This window comes from Gordonia aurantiaca, from assembly GCF_039939235.1.
Taxonomy (GTDB): domain Bacteria; phylum Actinomycetota; class Actinomycetes; order Mycobacteriales; family Mycobacteriaceae; genus Gordonia.
Genome location: NZ_JBDUUF010000008.1, coordinates 287953 through 304840 on the forward strand (window position 1 = coordinate 287953; position 16888 = coordinate 304840).

At 70.8% G+C, this 16888-nt stretch carries 10 protein-coding genes and 1 pseudogene; 6 read left to right on the forward strand and 5 right to left on the reverse strand.

Annotation, left to right across the window (positions count from 1 at the left end; genetic code table 11):
• Window positions 1-74: 74 nt before the first annotated feature.
• A complete protein-coding gene (locus ABFT43_RS16950) occupies window positions 75-1379 on the forward strand; it encodes an MFS transporter (protein ID WP_347961504.1) in 1305 nt (434 codons plus the stop codon).
• Here ABFT43_RS16950 and ABFT43_RS16955 read toward each other — a convergent pair.
• Complete coding sequence (locus ABFT43_RS16955; protein ID WP_347961479.1) at window positions 1360-1944, reverse strand: hypothetical protein; 585 nt, start codon at window positions 1942-1944, stop codon at window positions 1360-1362. The genes ABFT43_RS16950 and ABFT43_RS16955 overlap by 20 nt on opposite strands.
• Window positions 1945-2079: 135 nt before the next feature.
• On the opposite strand from ABFT43_RS16955, the gene ABFT43_RS16960 reads away from it, so the two are divergent.
• Window positions 2080-3171 (forward strand): aminotransferase class V-fold PLP-dependent enzyme, encoded by a 1092-nt coding sequence (locus ABFT43_RS16960; protein ID WP_347961480.1) that lies wholly within the window; start codon window positions 2080-2082, stop codon window positions 3169-3171.
• Window positions 3172-3189: 18 nt separating this feature from the next.
• Here ABFT43_RS16960 and ABFT43_RS16965 read toward each other — a convergent pair whose 3' ends face one another.
• Together ABFT43_RS16965 and ABFT43_RS16970 are read right to left on the reverse strand one after the other, a co-directional pair.
• Entirely contained in the window at window positions 3190-4731 is a 1542-nt protein-coding gene (locus ABFT43_RS16965) for a glycerol-3-phosphate dehydrogenase/oxidase (protein ID WP_347961481.1), read from the reverse strand.
• A gap of 13 nt (window positions 4732-4744) precedes the next feature.
• Complete coding sequence (locus tag ABFT43_RS16970; protein WP_347961482.1) at window positions 4745-5326, reverse strand: TetR/AcrR family transcriptional regulator; 582 nt, start codon at window positions 5324-5326, stop codon at window positions 4745-4747.
• Window positions 5327-5371: 45 nt separating this feature from the next.
• Here ABFT43_RS16970 and ABFT43_RS16975 point away from each other — a divergent pair, with 45 nt between their 5' ends.
• Window positions 5372-6280, forward strand: a complete 909-nt coding sequence (locus ABFT43_RS16975; RefSeq protein ID WP_347961483.1) for a diacylglycerol/lipid kinase family protein — start codon at window positions 5372-5374, stop codon at window positions 6278-6280.
• A 6-nt stretch (window positions 6281-6286) separates the two neighbouring features.
• On the opposite strand, the gene ABFT43_RS16980 is transcribed toward ABFT43_RS16975, so the two are convergent.
• Entirely contained in the window at window positions 6287-7804 is a 1518-nt protein-coding gene (locus tag ABFT43_RS16980) for a CCA tRNA nucleotidyltransferase (protein WP_347961505.1), read from the reverse strand.
• A 229-nt stretch (window positions 7805-8033) separates the two neighbouring features.
• Between ABFT43_RS16980 and ABFT43_RS16985 the strand changes: the two genes are divergently transcribed.
• The 3 genes from ABFT43_RS16985 to ABFT43_RS16995 all read left to right on the forward strand — a co-directional run bounded on the left by ABFT43_RS16985 (window position 8034) and on the right by ABFT43_RS16995 (window position 15906).
• The gene (locus tag ABFT43_RS16985) at window positions 8034-9245 is read left to right on the forward strand and encodes an NUDIX hydrolase (protein ID WP_347961484.1); all 1212 of its coding nucleotides are present in this window, start codon (window positions 8034-8036) and stop codon (window positions 9243-9245) included.
• 7 nt (window positions 9246-9252) lie between these two features.
• On the forward strand, window positions 9253-11895 hold the full coding sequence (locus ABFT43_RS16990; RefSeq protein WP_457590171.1) for a DUF6049 family protein: 2643 nt from the start codon (window positions 9253-9255) through the stop codon (window positions 11893-11895).
• Between the two features lie 342 nt (window positions 11896-12237).
• Window positions 12238-15906 carry a murein biosynthesis integral membrane protein MurJ gene (locus tag ABFT43_RS16995; RefSeq protein WP_347961506.1) on the forward strand — a complete coding sequence of 1223 codons (3669 nt, stop codon included), beginning with the start codon at window positions 12238-12240 and terminating at the stop codon, window positions 15904-15906.
• A 34-nt stretch (window positions 15907-15940) separates the two neighbouring features.
• Here ABFT43_RS16995 and ABFT43_RS17000 read toward each other — a convergent pair.
• Window positions 15941-16768 (reverse strand): annotated as a pseudogene (locus tag ABFT43_RS17000) (sterol desaturase family protein); the annotation flags it as partial.
• Window positions 16769-16888 lie beyond the last annotated feature (120 nt).

The following is a 16888-nucleotide window of genomic DNA, read 5'->3' on the forward strand; positions in this document are numbered from 1 at the left end:
GGGACGGATCGGCCTCGCTGAGTACGCTTGAACGGGTGAACCGCACCGAGGAGGGCCACCCACGAGGGTGGTCGGTGTTCATCGACTCCCTCCGGCACTCACCGGGTCTCGGACGGTTGCTGTCGGTCCGTCTCACGAGCCAGATCACCGACGGGATCTTCCAGGCCGCGCTCGTCGGCAGCATCCTGTTCAACCCGGAACGGCACGCCGATCCGCTCGCCGTCGCCGGTGGCCTCGCGGTGCTGCTGTTGCCCTACTCGCTCATCGGCCCGTTCGCGGGCGCCCTGCTCGACCACTGGGACCGGCGCAACGTCCTGCTGTACGCGAACCCGTTGCGCGCGGCGATCATCGGGCTCGTCGCGGCCTCGGTGGCGTCGGGTGCGCCCGACGTCGTGGTGCTGATCTCCGCCCTTGCGGCGACGGGTGCGAGCAGATTCGTGGCGGCCGGCCTGTCCGCGGGCCTGCCGCATGTGGCCCACCGCGAGGTGATCGTCGCGACCAACGCGCTGTTCACCACCCTGGGCGGGGCCATGCTCAGCGTCGGCCTGGGCATCACGCTGGGCCTGCGCGCGATCCTCGGCGACGACAACACCGGCAGCGCGTTGACGATGATCGCCGGCGTCGTGCTCGCGATCGTGTCGGGTGCGCTCGCGCACGGCTTCCCGCCGCTGCAATTGGGTCCCGACGAACCCGACGATCCGGGCCGGTCGGCGTTCCACGCGGTGTCGGTCGGCCTGTGGCACGGTGCGCGGGCGGTCGCCGAGCACGAGACCGTCGCCGCGGCGCTCTCGGCGATCGGCGCGCACCGGCTGGTGTTCGGCATGAACACCCTGATGATCCTGGTCTTCACCCGGAACATGGGCCCCGGCGACGGTCTCGACCGGGTCAGCCTGGTCATCGGGTTCACCGGCGCGGGTGCACTGCTCGCCGCGCTCGTGACGCCGATCGCGGTGGATCGCATCGGCAGATACGCCACGCTCATGTGCGCGCTGGCCGTCGGTGCCGTCGCCGAGGCCACGGTCTTCAGCTTCGAGTTCGCGGTGCTCTGCGGCTCGGCGTTCGTGCTCGGACTGATCGGCCAGGTGGCGAAGCTCTGTGGCGACGTCGCGATGCAGGTGGACGTCGACGACATGGTGCGCGGCCAGGTGTTCTCCGTCCAGGACGCCGTGTTCAACGTGGCGTACGTGATCGCCGTGACCGTCGCCGCGCTTGCCATCCCGGCCGACGGTCACGCGCCCCTCCTCGTCGGTCTGGGAGTGCTGCTCTACCTGGTCGGGATGATCGCCGTCCGCGCCCTGTACAGCCGGGTGCCGGCGGCCGTCCCGCTGCCGGGGGAGGCCGCGCACCGAGACCGCGCCGTCACCGACCCTGCCGGGTGAATCGCGGATCCCTGCGGTCGTAGACGGCGTCGGCGGTGCCGTCTCCGTCGAGGTCCACCAGCACCGCGTCGGTCGTGCCGTCGGAGTCGGAGTCCACATACAACCGCTCACCGACCAGCCGTCCCGCCCTCTCCGTTCCGACCAGCTCGGCGTCGGTGGTGCCGTCGGCGTCGAGATCGAGCCTCAGGACGCGGGTGGCCGGGTCGCCTGCCGAGGGGTCCGGCTGCTCTGCCCCCGACGGCGCATCGGGCGCCGCCGGTGGGGCGTCGACACGACCTCCGCGCAGCTCACCGGGGTCGACCGGGCGATCCCACAGCCCGGCACCCGAGTCGCGGTAGAAGGCGTCGGGCAGATCGTCGTCGTCGAGGTCGAGCGCCGCGGTGTCGGCCACGCCGTCGGCATCGGTGTCCCACATCGCGTCGTCGTGCCGGCCGTCCCCGTCGAAGTCGAGCCGAACCGCATCTGGACCCGGTGAGTCCGCTCCGAGGGTGGCGTCGGCGGGGTCTGACCAGCGCGTCGTGGAACCGTCGCCGGGCCCGAAGAGGTACTCGATGACCGGGTCCATGAGTCCTTGGACGCAGCACGAACCGATCCGGTTCCACCGGCCTCGCGATCCGGCGTCGGGGAGGGTGCTCGGAGTTGAGCCACATCACACCCGCGGTGTGACCGGCGTCGTGACGACCCGGTAAGTTGAGGCCCCATGTACGTCAGCGATCTCGGCGAGCAGTGGCACGCAGCGCGGCTGAAACCCGCGCTCGCGCATCTCGACTCCGCTTCTGCCGGGCGGTCGTCGTATGCGGTGATCGGCGCGATGACCGCGCATCTGTGGCGGGAGACCGAACGCGGCTCCTACGTGGCGGCCGACGACCGGTCCGAGGAGATCGCGCGGGACACCAAGAATCTGGGCACGCTGATCGGGCACACCCCGGACGAGATCGTGTACCGCGAGAGCGCCCGCGCAGCCCTGCGCGCGCTGTTGACCAACTGGCGGCTGCCGGTCACCTCGACGGTGTGGGTCGCCAAGAACGAGTTCGGGCCGAACCTCGAGGAGTTCGAACGCCGCGGTTACGTGGTGCGGACCATGCCCGAGGCCGACTACCACGGCCACGTCGACACCGACGCGCTGGAGAACATGCTGCAGTTCGAGCAGCCGGACTTCATCCACATCTGCCACATCGGCTCGATGTCCGGTGTGGTGCAGCCGGTGGCGCGGATCGTCGAACTCGCCCACGACGCGGGCGTCCCGGTGGTCGTTGACATGGCCCAATCGGTCGGGCACGTCCCGACCGTCACCGGCGCGGACGTCGTCTACGGCACCAGCCGCAAGTGGCTGACCGGCCCGCGTGGCGTCGGCTTCATCGCGGTGCGCCGGGATTCGCTGCGTCCGGTGGAGATCGATCCGTCCGACGCCTTCATCGCCGGTCGCCTCGGGCTAGGCGTCGCGATCCGCGAGATCCTCGACATCGGCCAGCAACGCGTGTTCCGCGAGCTCGCGCGGATCGGCAAGGCGACCCGCGAGCGTCTGCACGGCATCGCGAGCTGGGAGGTCCTGGAACCGATCGACGAGCCGTCGGCGATCGTGACCCTCGCACCCCCACCCGGCTGGCAGTTCGAGGACGTGGCCGCCGCGCGCGACAAGCTGCTCCACTTGGGCATCCTCGTGACGGCCGCCGACACCTGGCGTGCACCGCTCGCAACCGAGACCCCGGTGCTGCGCCTCAGCCCGCATCTCGACGTGCAGCGCGAGGATCTCGATCGCCTCGCCGATGCCGTGCGGACGATGGGGTACTGAGACCCGACGATCGGCTGCTCAGCCGACCCCGTGCAACACCCGCTCCACGATCTTCTCCACCTCCGGTCGCGCGCTCTCGGCGTCGCGCCGGACGAGGCCGATTCTGGTACGCCGGTGCACCACGTCGTCGGTGTCGAGGGCGCCCTCGTGGGTGACCGCGAACTCGACCTCGGCGCGCGTCACGTCGATGCCGGGGGCGATCGGATCCAGCGGACGCTCCACCGTGGCCTGCTCCACCACCGACGGCGCCTCCCCGCCGAACCGCGCGACCAGCGACGCCGGCAGCCCCTGCTCGCGCGGGTTGCGTAGCGCCCCGACCAGGGGGGTCGTGGTGGTGACGCATTCCGACGCCGACAGATCGGTGGTGGACAACGCGGCGTCGACCGCGTCCTGCGCCATCCGGCGGTAGGTGGTGAGCTTGCCGCCGACGATGGTCACCAGGCCGTCGCCGCGGACCCGCACGTGGTGTTCCCGGGACACGTCGGCCAGGCCTTCGGCCGCGTCGCCGCCGAGGGCGGTGGGGTCGTGGATCAGCGGTCGCAACCCCGCGAAGACACCGACGACGTCGCCGCGGTCGAGCGGTCGGGCCAGGGCGGGGTTGATCGCGTCGAGCAGGAAGCCGACCTCGGAGTCGTCGGGCGCGGGGACGTCGGGGATGGGTCCCGGCGCGGCGACGTCGGTGAGACCGATGTAGACCCGTCCGAGCTGGGCGGGGAGCGCGAAGACGTAGCGCGACAACGAATTCCCCAGCGGAACGGTCAGCGCGGCGGTCGGATTGCCCAGCCTCGCCGCGTCGACCACGAGATGGGTTCCGCGACTGGGTGACACCGCGATCGACTCGTCGACCGTCGCCGACCAGACACCCGTGGCGTTGACCACCATGCGGGCACCGACGTCGAAGCTCTCGCCGGTCCGCAGATCGGTCAGCGTGGCGCCACGGCCGTCGACACGGTCGGCGCGGGTGCGGGTGCAGATCAACGCGCCGTACGCCGCGGCGGTGCGGGCGACGGCCACGACGAGTCGCGCGTCGTCGACGAGTTGTCCGTCGGTGGTCGAGATGCCGCCCCGCAGACCGCCGGTCGAGAGCATCGGGCAGCGGCCGAGCGTCTCGATCACCGACAACCGACCGGGCGGCGGCAGCAGCTCGCTCGGGGTCCCGGCGTTGCGGCGCAGGACATCTGCGGCGCGCATGCCGAGCAGCATCACCGAGGTGCGCCGCCCTCCGCGATCGGGGAGAAGCTGCCGCAGCGGTGAGATCAGATGCGGCGCGATGGAGGTCATCAGGTGGTGACGCTCGACGGCACTCTCCCGCGCGATGCGGATGTCCCCCTTGGCCAGGTAGCGCAGGCCGCCGTGCACGAGTTTGCTGCTCCAGCGCGAGGTACCCGACGCGAGGTCGCCCTGTTCGACGAGTGCCACGCGCAACCCGCGGGTCACGGCGTCGAGCGCGACACCGACCCCCGTGATGCCACCTCCGACGACCAGCATGTCGAGGGGTTCGGCCGGGTCGGCCAGTGTCTCGAGGGCTAGTCGCCGGGTGCGTGCCGAGAGGGTCGCCATCAGCGCACGCCTCTCACGCGACGGGCCTCAGGTAGCCGGTGATGACGTCATGCAGTTCGGCACCCCAGCCGTCGGCCAGGATGTCCGACACCAGCGACCCCGATTGCAGGAAGGTCTGTGCCATGAGCAGGACGGTCGAGGCCATCCGCTTGGCGTCGCCGGGCCGCACATCGCCCTGGGCCTGACCGTGGGCGAGCATGTCCGCAAGTATCGCGAGCAGGTTCTGCTGACTGGTGCCCAGACGTTCGAAGACGTAGGGGGTCATGAGATCTCGCTGCTCACGCCAGAGCGACGAGATGAGTTCGCTGTCGCGGAGCGCGGCGACCACGGCGACCACCTGCCCTGCCAGCGCGTCGAGATCGACGGGTTCCTCGGCGTCGCCGAGCACCTCGTCGACGATGGACAGGACCTCGCGGGTCAGGAGCCCGCGCATGATCTCGCTGACGTCCGGCCAGCGCCGGTAGACGGTGGGCCGGCTGACCCCCGCCCGCCGCGCCACCTCGGAAACGGTCACCTTGCGACCGCCACTACGGAGCAGGCAATCCCGCGCCGCATCCAGAACGAGATCCCCGATCTCTCCGTTACGGATTGACATGATGTGTAACACTGTAACGGATCGCACAATCGGCGGGGGGCCGAGATGACCATCCGACACGCCACGATCGTGGCCAGTCCCTATGCGCGGCACGGCACGGGCCTGCGCCTGGCGCACCATGCCGCCGATCTCCTGCGTGCACGGGGCGTCGAGGTCGAGGTGATCGTCGGGGAGGACATCGCCGACGCCGCCGACCTGGTCGGGAAGGCAGCCCGGGGAGACACCGACGTCCTGGTCGTCGCGGGCGGAGACGGGACGATCCGGCTCACCGTCGAGGCCGGCATCGGCACCGGCAAACCCCTCGCCGTCATCCCCGCCGGCAGCGGGAACGACTTCGCCCGCAACCTCCGGATACCCCTCGACACCGAGGCCGCGGTCCGGGTGGTCCTCGACGGGCACCGCGAACCGGTCGACCTCGGACGCGTCAGTTTCCCCGACGGCCGGACCGCGCTGTTCGCCACCGTCGCCGCCACCGGCTTCGACGCGTCGGTGACCGCCCGGGCCAACGACATGCGATGGCCCAAGGGGCAGGCGCGATACACGCTCGCGGCACTGCGGGAGCTCGTCGGGCTGCGCTCCCGGTACTACCAGGTGCGGGTCGACGACGCGACCGTCGAGGACGACCTGATCTTCGCGGCGATCGGCAACACCACGTCGTACGGCGGCGGTATGCGCATCACGCCGAAGGCATCGGTGTCCGACGGCCTGCTCGACGTGACGCTGGCCAGGACCGCGCCGCGGATGCCGCGGCTGACCCTGGCCCGGGTGTTCCCGAAGGTGTTCAGTGGCACACACGCCGACCATCCTCTGGTCCGGACGCTGCGCGGCGGCGAGGTGGAGCTCTACAGCGATCCGCCGGCACCGGTGTCGGTCGACGGGGACCTCGTCGGCGAGCTGCCCGCGGTCTTCGAGGCCGTGCCGCGGGCGATCGAGGTGTTCACCCCGGCACGCTGAGCCGACTCAGTCGCCGGACTCCTCCTGCTTCTCGGCCCCGGTCTTCTCGGCCCCGGTCTTCTCGGACGCGGTCTTCTCGGACGCGGTCTCACCCCGCGCCGCCCACCACTCCCGCAGCGCCTGCTCGGCCTCCTCACGGCTGAGCGGACCGCGATCGAGCCGGAGTTCCTTCAGATGGCGCCACGCCTGGCCGACGATCGGGCCCGGCGGCACACCGAGGAGCTCCATGATCGCGTTGCCGTCGAGGTCGGGACGGACCCGGTCGAGGTCTTCCTGCGCCTTGAGCGCCGCGATCCGCGCCTCGAGATCGTCGTAGTTCTGCTGCAGCCGGCGCGCACGCCGCTTGTTGCGGGTCGTGCAGTCGGCCCGCACCAGCTTGTTCAACCGGTCGAGCAGGTGCCCGGCGTCGTTGACGTAGCGGCGCACGGCCGAGTCGGTCCATGCGCCGTCTCCGTAGCCGTGGAAGCGCAGGTGCAGGAAGACCAGGTCGGCGACGTCGGAGACGACCGCCTTCGGATACTTCAGCGCACGCATGCGCTTGCGCACCATCTTCGCGCCGACCACCTCGTGATGGTGGAAGCTCACGCCGCCGCCCGGCTCGTGACGACGGGTCGCGGGCTTGCCGATGTCGTGCAGCAGGGCGGCCCAGCGCAGGACCAGGTCGGGATCGCCGTCCTCGAGGTCGATCGCCTGCTTCAGCACGGTCAGCGAGTGCTGGTAGACGTCCTTGTGCTGGTGGTGCTCGTCGATGGTCAGCTTCATCCCGGGGATCTCCGGCATGATGCGATCGGCCAGCCCGGTCTCGACCATGGCGTCGATCGCCTCGAGGGGATGCTCCCCGAGGATCAGCTTGTCGAGCTCGGCGCGGATGCGCTCGGCGGTGATGCGCTCGATCTCGCCGTTCATATCCGTGATGGCCTGCCACACGCGCGGGGCGAGGGAGAAGCCGAGCTGGGAGATGAAGCGCACGGCCCGCAGCATCCGCAGTGGATCGTCGCCGAAGGACTGCTCCGGGGTGGCCGGGGTGTCGATGACGCCGGCGAGCAGGGCGGTCATGCCGTCGAGCGGGTCGCAGAAGTCCTCGGCGCCCTTCGGCCCGATGCGGACGGCCATCGCGTTGACCGTGAAGTCGCGGCGGACGAGGTCGTCGGCGAGGGTGTCGCCGAAGGTGACCTCGGGGTTGCGGCTGACCTGGTCGTAGGTGTCGGCTCGGAAGGTCGTGATCTCGATCAGGTGGTCGCCCTTGCGGACGCCGACCGTGCCGAACTCGATACCGACGTCCCAGAAGGCGTCGGCCCACCCCTTGAGCAGTTCGGTGACCTGTTCTGGTCGCGCATCGGTGGTGAAGTCGAGATCGTTGCCGAGCCGGCCGAGCACGGCGTCGCGCACCGAGCCGCCGACCAGGTACAACTCATGGCCCGCCGACGCGAAGCGCTCACCGAGGGGAGCCAGGACGTCGTCGAGCTCCCGGAGCGCGATCGCCGCGGCGGCGAGCAGCCGCACCCTGCGGTCCGGATCCGACACCGTCGGTCGTGCATCCGACGGAGAAGAGTCATTCACGGCTTGTCACCCTACCGTCGTCCACCTGTGCCCGAAGACGCCGTGGATCCACCCCGACCGCAGGTCGGTTCGCGGGCGCCCGTCCACATCCCTCGTACCCGCCCGCGCCGGGACCCCTACGCGGTTTCCACATCCGCGACGTACTACGAGGCGTCCGGACAAACAGCAGGTGACCAGCCGCTAGCATCGTGGAGTGTCCACCGATTCCTCGACCAACCCTTCAGACGTGAGTGACGTCTCGTCGGGTTCGCGTGGGGAAAACGGCGGACAGCCTGGTCAGAGCCCATCCGGGCAGGGGCGTCGCACACGTCGCGGGCGTCGTCGCCGCGGCCGGCGCAAGGGTGAGGGACGCGCCGAGTCCGCGGCGAACCCCACCGGACACGCCAACGGTCACACCGGCAACGGCCACACCCAGAAGCTCGCGGGGACGGGATCGGGACTGTCCAAGCAGAACGGACACAAACCGACCGGCAAGCAGGGCGGCCCCAAGCCCGGCCCGCACAACCCGGCGTCACAGCCCACGCCCACCACGGGCCGGCCCACACCCAACGACCTCGTCCGCGCCCGCACGACCGATCCCGCCTGCCCCGACCCGGTCGAGGCCGAATCGGTGGAGAAGCTGCCGGTCGATCCCGACCGCGCGCGCCCTCGGGTGACGCCGCCCAAGCCGTCGGACATGGCGACGGTGACCGCCACGATCACCACCAAGGGGCTGGCCAAGACGGGATCGAAGCCCGGCAAGGGTCGCCGCCGGGGCCGGCCGGAACGATCCGGCGACCGCGGCGCCGACAAACTGCGCACCGTGCGGGAGACCTCGGCCGGTGGTCTGGTGATCTCCGACCTCGGTCTCCCGATCGACGAGCTGTCGGCGGCGCTGATCGGCCGGGTGGACCGCCGCGGCCGGATGATGTGGTCACTGCCCAAGGGCCACATCGAGACCGGTGAGACCGCCGAGCAGACCGCGATCCGCGAGGTCGAGGAGGAGACCGGCATCCAGGGCACGGTCGTCGCGCCGCTCGGCAAGATCGACTACTGGTTCGTCAGCGAGGGCCGGCGCATCCACAAAACCGTGCACCACTACCTGCTGCGCTGCGTCGGCGGAGAGCTGTCCGATGCGGACTACGAGGTCAGCGAGGTGGCCTGGGTGCCGTTGTCCGAATTGCCGCGTCGTCTCACGTACTCTGACGAGCGGCGACTCGCCCGGATGGCCCGCGGTGTGATCGCCGAGCTCGCCGCAGACCCGAACCGGCTGGCCCAATCCGAGGCCGAGAGCATTCGCACCGAACCCAACGCCTATGAGAAAGCCGCCGCCGCGCGCAACCAGCGTCGCAACGAGCCCCTGCCGCCGGCTCGTCCCCGCCGGCGCCGGCGCCGTCCCCGACGCCCCGCGGCGGGCGATGGCTGAGTCACGCGTGAAGGTCGCCACCGCCCTTTCGGCCGTGCTGGGCGTGCTCGTCCTCCTGCTGCTGCCCGCGGCGACCGGACCGGCCTCGGCGGTGCCCGAGACCAGCTCGTCCGCGACGGCCGTCCCCGACACCCAGGCCCCGTCCCGGTTCGCCCGAATCGTCATCGACTCGATGACGCCGTCGATCGTCACCACGACGAGCCGCCCGGTGGTCTCGGTCAGCGGCCGGGTGGAGAACATCGGCGACCGGTCGATCAGCAATCTCACCATCCGCCTGGAACGCGGTGATCCGATCGATTCGGCATCCGGGCTGCGCACCCAGCTCGCCGACGACGATCCGGCGGTCGCGGTGGCCGGTCCGTTCGAGGAGCTCACCGACACCCTGAAGCCGGGGGAGAGCATCGGGTTCCAGATGTCGATGCCGCTGTCCGACGGCCCGGGCGCGGCGGTGCCCGGGCTCGGGATCTCCCGGACCGGCGTCTATCCGGTGCAGGTGAACGTCAACGGCAAACCCGACTACGGCGACGTCGCGCAGGTCGCCGGATCGCGCATGCTGCTGCCGGTGCTCTCGCTGCCACCCGACGAGGTGCGCGCCCGCGACTACGTCGATCCCACCGCCGGCGACGCCGGATCCACCGCTGCGGTGCCCGGGCTCGGTCCGGACGGGTCGATCTCGGCGAACCTGTCCAGCCCTGCCCGGATGACGCTGCTGTGGCCGCTCGCGGCGCCGCCGCAACTGGCCCCGGGCGTGCTCGGCGGCAACACCGAACCGGTGCGTCTGATCAACGACGACCTCGCCCGGTCGCTGAAATCCGGTGGTCGGCTGAACGAACTGCTCACCGCGCTGCACAAGGTCGTCGGCGAGCCGCCCCGCGAGGCCGGCAGTGCGTCGTCGGCGGCCCCGGCGTCGGAGAGTCCCATCGCGCCGGAGCCCGGGGCCGCGCTGCCCGGTTCGGAGAAACTCGCCGAGAGCATGTGCCTGGCGATCGACCCCGACCTGCTGGTGACCGTCCGCGCGATGTCGCTGGGCTATGAGATCTCGGAGAACCCGGCCGACCCGACGTCGCCGACGCGTCCCGGCACCGGCGCCGAGTCCGCCGCCCGCTGGCTCGACGACCTGCGCTGGACCGCGGGACGCATGTGCGTGGTCGCGCTGCCGTTCGCGCAGGCCGACCTGACCTCGCTGGCCCGCATCGGCAACTCGAGCCTGAACGAGGCCGCGCTGCGCCGGCCCGCCGACATCGTCGATGCGATCCTCGGCGTGAAGAGCGTTCGGGGCCTGTCGATCCCCGCGCTCGGCGCGATCGACCGCACCGGCGCGGACGTGCTGAAGGAGACCCAGCTCGGGGCGACGGCCGTGGCGTCGAACTCGATCGCGCCGACGGGGCGTCGGGACTCCTCGGGCCGGTACCGCGTCGGCGACCTGACCGCCCAGACCTACGAGGCGCCGATCACCGCGTCGTTCGCCGCGATCGGCACCGCGCCGCGGACCCCCGCGCTGACGCCGCCGTCGCAGCGGATCGACCTCACCGACGAGTCGATGGGCAGCCGGCGCCAGACCGCGGTGGCCGCCCTGGCCTATCCCGCGATCGCCGCCCCGCGAGCCGACCGCCCGGACCAGGACGGGGATCTCCCGCGCAGCCCGGTGGTCGGACGATCGGCGTTCCTGATGCCGCCGACCTACTGGTCGCCGACCGTCGCCGATGCCGAGGCGCTGTTCTCGACCGCGAGGCTGCTGTTGGAGTCGGGAGCCGCGACGCCGACGCCGCTGACCGCGGTCGTCGGCGAATTGGCCACGGCCCGCGAGCAGGCCCGCCTCACGGATCCACCCGGGGTGGGGCCGGTGGGACGCGTCGGATCGGTGCTGACCGCCGAGGCGACCGACGCGATCCGGCGCAACGTGGAGGACAGCTGGCAGTTCGAGGGCGCGCTCGTGCGTTCGGCGGACGTGGCCGCGACCCCGGCGCGCTACATGTCGCCGCTGCGCGAGGACCAGTTGCGCGCGATCCGTTCGCCCGATGCGGAGGGCGCGGGGGTGTACACCCACCTGCGACGCCAACAGGAGGAACGCATCAAGGCGGTCGAGTCGACGCTGCACCGCCTCACCCGGTCGGTGAACATCCTCGATCCCGGGGGCCGGTACACCCTGGCCTCCGAGCGCAGCCCGGTGTTGCTCGCGGTCCGCAACGACCTCGCCCTGCCCGTGCGGGCGCGGCTCGGCATCACCGCCCCCGAGGGCGTCGAGATCGGCGACCTGGGTGTGATCGAGATCCCGGCGCGCGGCACCCGTCAGATCCAGTTGCCCACGCGCGGAGAGACCTCCGAGGCGATCACCGTCGAGATCCGCCTCGACACCGTCACCGGCGTGTCGCTCGGCGATCCCATCACCCTGCAGGTGCACACCAACGCCTACGGCAAGCCGTTGTTCTACATCACCATCGCGGCGGGCGTGGCGCTCGTGCTGTTGACCGCGCGCCGGTTGTGGCACCGGTTCCGCGGCCAGCCCGACCCCGCCGACGCCGATCGGCCCGAGCCCGACGAGCTGGAACGGATGCTGGCGGGAAGCGGGTACCAGGAGCGACGCCGTACCCTGCAAGGCGAGGGTCACCCACCCGGGGACGAGTCGAACACCGACCCCCACGACCCATGACCCCCTACGACCCGAGAACGGCGGAAGCAGCACGTGAACTGGAACGATGAGCCGCGAGCACCGCGGCCGGGGCCACCCGGAGCGGTGCCGCCCCAGCGTCCGGAACGTGCCGCCCCGCGCCGGATCGAGCCCGGTGCCGTGCCCCCGCCCGGGGTTCGGCGCGCCCGTGGTCCCGTTCCGCCTCCCCCGCCGCCCGGACAACGTCCCGGCCCTCGCCGGGGACCCGCCGCGGGTGTGCGTGTCCAACCAGCCCCCGCACGCCCGGGACGCATCGACGAGACCCGGTACCGCCAGCGGCACAGCGGAGAGACCGACGCCGTCGACACCGGCTCGTCGCGCACGGTGACCGACGAGGAGACCTCGTCGACGGGCCTGGCCCGCGACTCCGACTCGAGCATCCTGCGCACCAGCGGGTCGATCGCGATCGCGACGCTCTTCAGCCGCATCACCGGCTTCCTGCGGACGGTCCTGATCCTGGCGATGCTGGGCTCGGGGATCGCCTCGGCGTTCCAGGCCGCCGACGTGCTGCCGAACATGATCGCCGAGGTCGTGCTGGGCGCGGTGCTGACGGCCATCGTCATCCCGCTCCTCGCACGCGCGGAGGCCGAGGACCCCGACGGCGGGCAGGGGTTCATCAACCGGATCTTCACAATCACCGTCGTCGTGCTCGGCTCGGCGACAGTGCTCGCGGTCATCCTCGCCCCGGCGCTGACCTACCTGAATCTCGGTGACGGACAGGTCAACCGGGACCTGTCCACACACCTCGCCTACCTGCTGTTGCCGGAGATCCTCTTCTACGGGCTCTCGGCGCTGTTCATCGCGATCCTCAACCTGCGCGGACTGTTCAAACCCGGTGCCTGGGCGCCGGTGCTGAACAACGTCGTGCAGATCGCGACGCTCGTCCTGTACGCGCTGGTGCCCGGCGAGATCACACTCAACCCGGTGCGAATGAGCGATCCGCAGCTGTTGGTCCTGGGCGTCGGCTGCACCCTCGGCGTCGTCCTGCAGGCGATGGTCCTGGTGCCGTTCCTGCGCAAGGCCGGGGTGCGTCTGCGCCTGGAATGGGGCATCGACGCCCGGCTGCGGCAGTTCGGCAACATGGCCGTCGCGATCGTGGCGTACGTGGCTCTGCTGCAGGTCGGTCTGGTGGCCACTTACCGCATCGCGGCGTCCGCCGAGGCCTCCGGCGTGAGCATCTACTTCACCCACTGGCAGTTGCTGCAGCTGCCGTACGGCGTGCTCGGCGTGACGATCCTGACCGCGATCATGCCCCGGCTGTCGCGGAATGCGGCCGCCGACGACACCAAGGCCGTGGTCGACGACCTGTCGCTGGCCACGCGCCTCACGATGGTCGCGCTGGTGCCGGTGGTGTCGTTCATGACCTTCTTCGGACCCGCGATCGCGATCGCGGTGTTCAACTTCGGCCGGTTCGAGGCCGCCGACGCCAACCAGCTCGGTTCGGTGCTCGCATGGGGCGCGTTCACGCTGATCCCGTACTCGATGACGCTCGTCCAGCTACGCGTCTTCTACGCCCGGGAGGACGCGTGGACGCCGACCTTCATCGCCCTCGGCATCACCGTGGTCAAGGTCGCGTCGTCGTACATGGGTCCGGTCCTGTTCGACGACCCGTCGAACGTGGTCCGCTGGCTCGCCCTGTCGAACGGGCTCGGGTATCTCGTGGGCGCCATCGTCGGCCACTTCCTGCTGCGCAGCCGGCTCCGGGGTGCGCGCATGTCGAACGTCGTCCGCACGACGCTGGTGACGTTCGCGGTGTCGATCGGTGTCTCGGCGACGGTCTGGATCGTCGCGAAGACCACCGGGCTCGACAACATGATCGGCTGGGCGGGCAAGCTCGGCTCGCTGATCTACCTCGTGCTGACGGCCTGCGTGGTGCTCGCCGTGACCTACGCCGGGCTCGCCGCCGCCGGGGTGCCCGACGTGGTGGCGATCGGCAACTCGGTGCGGCGGGTCGTCGGACGGTTCATCCCGTCGCTCGCGCCGCCGCCCGAGCCGGAACGTGAACAGTCCCCGGCGATCACAGTTGCATTTCCGCGGGTCTCCGCGGACGAATCGCTCCCGTACTCTGGTCAGGTACAGGTGCTTCGCCGCTTCGACAGGGGAACTGCGACGTGGCAGTCGTACTCGGTACACACCGGCGGTGCCATCGGCGCAGGCCGGGACATTCGTCCCATTCCACCGCGCGCCCCGGTTCCGCGCGACATCAGATACCGGAGGAAAGGAGTCCGTCGCGTGAGTGACAGCGAGATCGACACGACATCACCCGTCGGGTCGCCCGTCGATTCCGGACCCGGCGAGCCGACCGGTCATTCACCCACCGACGTCCAGACTCCCGACAAGCAGACCCCGAACATCGAGAAGGCCGACACCCGGGCCCCGGCGCCGGACGCCGCGTCGGCACCCCCTGTGCCGCCCGTGCCGCCGCGCCGCGTCCGACCCCGCGGTCCGCGCCTGGTTCCCGGCGCCGTCGTCGCCGGCGGCCGCTACCGACTGCTGGAGCGGCACGGCGGCTCCCGCGGCCTGCAGTTCTGGCGGGCCCTCGACATCAACCTGGACCGCGAGGTCGCGCTGACCTTCGTCGACGCCGAGCAGCTCGCTCCGCCGCCGGAGCCGGGCCAGGAGGTCAAGCCGACCGACCAGGGTCCGCAGGCGGTCCTGACGCGCACCCTGCGGTTGGGCCAGATCGCCCATGACGGCATCGCGCGCGTCCTCGATGTGGTGCGCGGCTCGTCGGGCGGCATCGTGGTCGCCGAGTGGGTACCCGGTTCGTCGCTCGCCGAGGTGGCGAAGTCCAAGCCGTCGCCGATCGGCGCCGCGCGGGCCGTGCGCTCACTGGCCGCGGCCGCCGAGATCGCGCACCGGTCCGGCGGGGCGCTGTCGATCGATCACCCCGACCGCATCCGCATCAGCCACGACGGCAACGCCGTGCTGGCCTTCCCCGGCACGCTCGCCGGTGACGACAAGGCGTCCGACGTCCGCGGTCTGGGCGCAGTGCTGTACGCGCTGCTGCTCAACCGGTGGACGCTGGATCCGGAGACCGGCTCGCGGCTGATCACCACCCGCGACGTCACCGATCCCGTCGGCGGAATCCCGGTGGCCGACCCGGGCCCCGACGGCCAGCCGTTGGAACCGCGTGCGGCGGACCCGGGGATCCCGTTCGAGATCTCCGCGGTCGCGGCGCGCGCATTGGACGGAACCCGGGGAATCCGGACGGCCGCGACGGTGCAGCACGTCCTGGACCAGGCGACCGTCGTCGACCTGAACACCGACATGCTGCCCGCGATCACCGACACCGAGGGTGCACCACCGGTCACGGTGACGCCGCGGATCGGGGTGAGCGAGGGATCGCCCAAGCGGCGCAACACCGCGCTGCTCATCGGCGCCGGCCTGCTCGCGGTCTTCGTCGTGATCGCGCTGATCGTCGGCGCGACCAATGTCTTTGGCGGCAGTGACGGGTCGAGCGACATCGACTCGATCATCCCGACCTCCGAGCCGGCCGGGAACGAACAGCCCGCGCCGGGTGCGAAGGCACCCACGACGGGAGCGACCCAGGAGATCCCGTTGCAGGCGGTGACCGTCCTCGACTTCTCCGCGCAGCCGCCGGACAACTCCGCCAACGTGGCGAACGTGATCAGCGGCGCGGCGCCGGCGTGGCAGACCGACAACTATCGCGGCCGGCCCGACTTCGGCGGACTCAAGCAGGGCATCGGCCTGATGTTCGACCTGGGCTCCGAGCGCGCGGTGAGGTCGGTGACCATCGAGAGCCCCACGCCGGGCTTCGATGTGGAGATCCGGACCTCGCCGACCGCGACGCCGGCCTTCCCCAGGACGACGCCGGTGGCGGCCGCTCGCGTCGACGAGAACGCCAAGACCATCGAGATCGCGCAACCCGAGGCGAGCCGGTACGTGATGGTGTGGATCACCACGCTGCCGGAGTCGCCGACCACCGGCGGTTACCAGGCCGAGATCTCCAAGGTCACGATGGAGGGCTGAGCGGGCTCCCGCTCGCCCTCCTCCCGGTCGCTTCCTAGCCGGTGGCCGAGTCCGCCGGCATCTGCGCGGTGTCCTGCGCTGCCGTGCTCGGCTCGGCGGCCTTAGATGACCTGTTCCCGGAAGCCTCGCTGTCCGAGGGGATGGCTCCCTCATCGGACGGCGTCGCCGACCGTGCGGTGGTGTCCGGGGTCCATCCGGGCGGACCGAAGATGTAGCCGAGGCGGGCACGCCAGCTGGTCGCGGCCTTCACGTCGCGCGCGATCGCGACGTATTCGTGGGTCTCCAGAGTCCAGATGTTGTAGCTGTGGACGGGTTTCGTGAGGCCGTAGCGCGGGCGGTGACGTTCGGGGGCAAACGAACCGAAGATCCGGTCGAAGATGATGAAGACGCCGCCGTAGTTGCGGTCGAGGTACTCCGAGTCGCTGCCGTGGTGCACCCGGTGGTGCGACGGCGTGTTGAAGACGAATTCGAACGGCGCCCACATCTTCCCGATGTGCTCGGTGTGGATCCAGAACTGATAGATCAGATTCAGCGAGTACGCGAAGAACACCAGTGCCGGCGGCACGCCCAGCAGGGGGAGCGGCAGCCACATCACGATCGCGGCGCTGATGTTCCACTTCTGCCGGAGCGCGGTCGCGAAGTTGAAGTACTGGCTCGAGTGGTGGGCCTGGTGCGTAGCCCAGACCAGTCGCACGCGATGTGAGATGCGGTGCGTCCAGTAGTAGAGGAAGTCGACGCCGACGAAGGCGATCACCCACGAGTACCACTTGTCCATCGGCAGGTGCCACGGCGCGACGTAGGCGAAGACCGCGGTGTAGGCCAGCAGTCCGAGGATCTTCCAGAACGCGCTGGTGAAGATGGGTAAGTCCCCTGGGTTGGTGGGGTTTCGGGGCTGGAGCCGGACGGGATGGACTGTGCCCGGTGTGTCTTGAGGGCTTTGGGGTGGGTCATCGCGTAGTGGTCAGTGAGTTACCTACCAAGT